Annotated in this window: 3 protein-coding genes; all 3 read right to left on the bottom strand. The window is 70.6% G+C overall.

The window, feature by feature from the left end; all coding sequences use genetic code 11:
- Positions 1 to 31: 31 nt before the first annotated feature.
- The 3 genes from ACFUEL_RS37555 to ACFUEL_RS37545 all read right to left on the bottom strand — a co-directional run bounded on the left by ACFUEL_RS37555 (position 32) and on the right by ACFUEL_RS37545 (position 2,707).
- Complete coding sequence (locus ACFUEL_RS37555) at positions 32 to 868, bottom strand: MetQ/NlpA family ABC transporter substrate-binding protein (protein ID WP_380242367.1); 837 nt, start codon at positions 866 to 868, stop codon at positions 32 to 34.
- A gap of 76 nt (positions 869 to 944) precedes the next feature.
- Positions 945 to 1,685 carry a methionine ABC transporter permease gene (locus ACFUEL_RS37550; protein ID WP_380242364.1) on the bottom strand — a complete coding sequence of 247 codons (741 nt, stop codon included), beginning with the start codon at positions 1,683 to 1,685 and terminating at the stop codon, positions 945 to 947.
- Positions 1,682 to 2,707 carry a methionine ABC transporter ATP-binding protein gene (locus ACFUEL_RS37545; protein WP_380242362.1) on the bottom strand — a complete coding sequence of 342 codons (1,026 nt, stop codon included), beginning with the start codon at positions 2,705 to 2,707 and terminating at the stop codon, positions 1,682 to 1,684. The genes ACFUEL_RS37550 and ACFUEL_RS37545 overlap by 4 nt, the downstream gene beginning before the upstream one ends.
- Positions 2,708 to 3,114: the final 407 nt, after the last annotated feature.

Raw genomic sequence — 3,114 nt, 5'->3', positions numbered from 1 at the left:
GCCGGGGGCACCGCGGTGGTCGGCGGGCGGGTCAGAACGCCGGGACGACGGCGCCCTGGAAGTTGTCGTCGATGTACTTCTTCACCTCGTCGGAGTGCAGCAGCTGGGCGAGCTTCTGCACCCGCGGGTCGTTCTCGTGGCCCTTCTTGACGGCGAGGATGTTGGCGTAGGGGTTGCCCTCGGCCTTCTCCAGCACCAGGGCGTCGGTGGCGGGCTTGAGGTCGGCGCCCAGGGCGTAGTTGCCGTTGATGACGGCGGCGTCGACGTCGTCGAGGGCGCGCGGCAGCTGGGCCGCCTCCAGCTCCTTGAACTTGAGGTTCTTCGGGTTGCCGGCGACGTCCTGGACGGTGGCGGTGGTGCCGGCGCCGTCCTTGAGGGTGATCACGCCGTTGTCGGCGAGCAGCTTGAGCGCCCGGCCCTCGTTGGTGGCGTCGTTCGGGACGGCGACCTGGGCGCCGTCCTTGAGCTCGCCGACGCTCTTGACCTTCTTGGAGTAGACGCCGAGCGGCTCCAGGTGGACGGCCTCGACGGACACGATGTTCGTGCCGTTCTTCTTGTTGAAGTCGTCCAGGTAGGGCTGGTGCTGGAAGTAGTTCGCGTCCGCGGAGCCGTCCTGGACCGAGGTGTTGGGGGTCACGTAGTCGGTGACCTCCTTGACGTCCAGCTTGAGGCCGGCCCCGGCCGCCAGGTTGTCCTGCACGAACTTGAGGATCTGCGCGTGCGGGGTGGGGCTGGCGACGACCACCAGGGGCTTGTTCGGGTCGGCGGAGGCGCCGGAGTCCGAGGAGCCCGAGGAGCAGGCGGCCAGGGAGAGCGCGAGGCCGGCGGCGGTGGCGGTCAGGGCGGTGGTCTTCAGAACGTTACGCACGAAAAGTGCCTTTCTGCGGGGTGCGAACGGCCCTGGTGGGGCCGGGGTGCCCGTCCTCGTGGTGCGGGACGGGGAGTCAGCGGGAGGAGAGCAGGTCTTCCTCGGTGGCGTCCGGCTTCGCCGTGGCGGAGCGGAAGAAGCCGAGCGGGCTGCGGTAGTCGCCGCGGTGCGAGAGCCGGCGGGCGGTGAAGTCGCCGAGCAGTTGGATCGCGGTGACGATGACGACGATCTCGGCGACGATGACCCACATGAAGGCGGTCTCGAAGCGCAGGTAGCCGTAGGTGATGGCGAGGCTGCCGAGGCCGCCGCCGCCGACCGTGCCGGCCATCGCGGAGTAGCCGATCAGGGCGATCACCGTGGTGGTGGCGGAGGCGACCAGCGAGGGCAGCGCCTCGGGCAGCAGGGCCTTGCGGACGATGGTGCCGGTGCCCGCGCCCATCGACTTGAGCGCCTCGACCAGGCCGCCGTCCACCTCGCGGACGGAGGTCTCCACCAGCCGGGCGAAGAACGGGATCGCGCCGATCGCCAGCGGGACGCTGGCCGCCTGCCAGCCGAGCGAGGTGCCCATGACCAGCTTGGTGAACGGGATCACCGCGACGATCAGGATGACGAACGGGATGGAGCGGCCGACGTTGACGACCGCGCCGAGCACCCGGCTGACCGCCAGGTTCTGCAGCAGGCCGCCCCTGTCGGTGAGCACCAGCAGCAGCCCGACCGGCAGGCCGATCAGCAGGGTGGCGAGGCCGGCGATGCCGACCATCCCGAGGGTCTCCCAGGTGGCGGGCCACATCAGTTCCTGCATCTGGTCCCAGGTCACGCGGCCGCTCCGTTCGACGGTTCGAGGACGTCCACCTGGAGTCCCTGTTGGCGCAGGTAGCCGATCGGCACCACGTTGTCGGTGTGGCTGCCGGGCAGTTCGACCCGCATCCGGCCGACCAGGCGGCCGGCGATGGTCTCGACGGCCGCACCGAGGATGTTGATGTCGATCTGGTAGGTGCGGGCCAGCTGGGAGACGAACGGCTGGGCGGGCGCGTCGCCCTGGAAGGTGATCTCCAGGACGGTGCGGTCGGGGGCCCGGCTGCCGAAGTCGCCGAGCGGGAAGAGGTCCCGGGCGATCCGCGAGTGGCCGTCGGCGAGCAGGTCGGTGAGCTGCCCGGTCTCCACGACCTTGCCGCCGCGCATCAGGGCGGCGGAGTCGCAGACCGACTTGATGACGTCCATCTCGTGGGTGATCAGCAGGATCGTCAGGCCGAGTTGCTGGTTGAGCTCGCGCAGCAGCTTGAGGATCGAGCGGGTGGTCTCCGGGTCGAGGGCGCTGGTGGCCTCGTCGGAGAGCAGCACCTTGGGGTCGCCGGCCAGGGCGCGGGCGATGCCGACGCGCTGCTTCTGGCCGCCGGAGAGCTGGGAGGGGTGGCTGCGGGCCTTGTCGCCGAGGCCGACCAGGTCGAGCAGTTCGGCGGCCCTGCGGCGGCGCTCGCGGCGGTCCAGGCCGGTGATCTCCAGCGGGAGTTCGACGTTCTGCTGGACGGTGCGCGAGGAGAGCAGGTTGAAGTGCTGGAAGACCATGCCGATCCGCTGCCGGGCGGCGCGCAGGTCGCTTCCGGCGCGCTGCTCGCTGCCGGACAGCGCGGTCAGTTCCACGCCGTCGACGGTGACGGTGCCGGAGGTGGGCCGCTCCAGCAGGTTGACGCACCGGATCAGGGTGGACTTGCCGGCGCCGCTGGTGCCGACGACCCCGAACACCTCGCCCTGCCGCACGTGCAGGTCGACGTCGTCCAGCGCCCGGACCTCGCGGCCCTGGGAGCGGTAGACCTTGGTCAGGCCCTTGGTGGTGATCACAGCTGCTTCCGTTGTTCGTCTGCGGACGGCCGCGGGGGCGCCCGCGCCAATGGCGGGATGGGCACGCGAGTGCCGGGGAAGGGGGGTGCCGACGTCGTTTCGATCATGGCCGTCGGCCGGGCGGACCGCCCGTGGGCGTGGCCCTAACGAGTCACCGGGCGGTCCTCGGCCGACGGGGCGTCAGCGGGTGCCGGGCGGGGGCCCTCAGCTGCGACACATTCGACGGCCGCACATGCGCGACTCACCTGCCGGCGTCGCGCCGGTGGGGATGCATGTCGTCGTCGTGGTCATGGGATCCAGTAAATCAGACATTTGGTCTACGTCCCAATTTCCGGGACTCGCTGTCCGACATGCGGACACGACCCTTGCGGCACAAGCACCGCGGCGCCCGACCCCTCGTTCGGGTC

It is taken from the genome of Kitasatospora sp. NPDC057198 (genome assembly GCF_042670125.1).
In the GTDB taxonomy this organism is placed as follows: domain Bacteria; phylum Actinomycetota; class Actinomycetes; order Streptomycetales; family Streptomycetaceae; genus Kitasatospora.
Note: the sequence above shows the minus strand (reverse complement) of the source record. Positions and strands in the feature narration are given on the sequence as shown.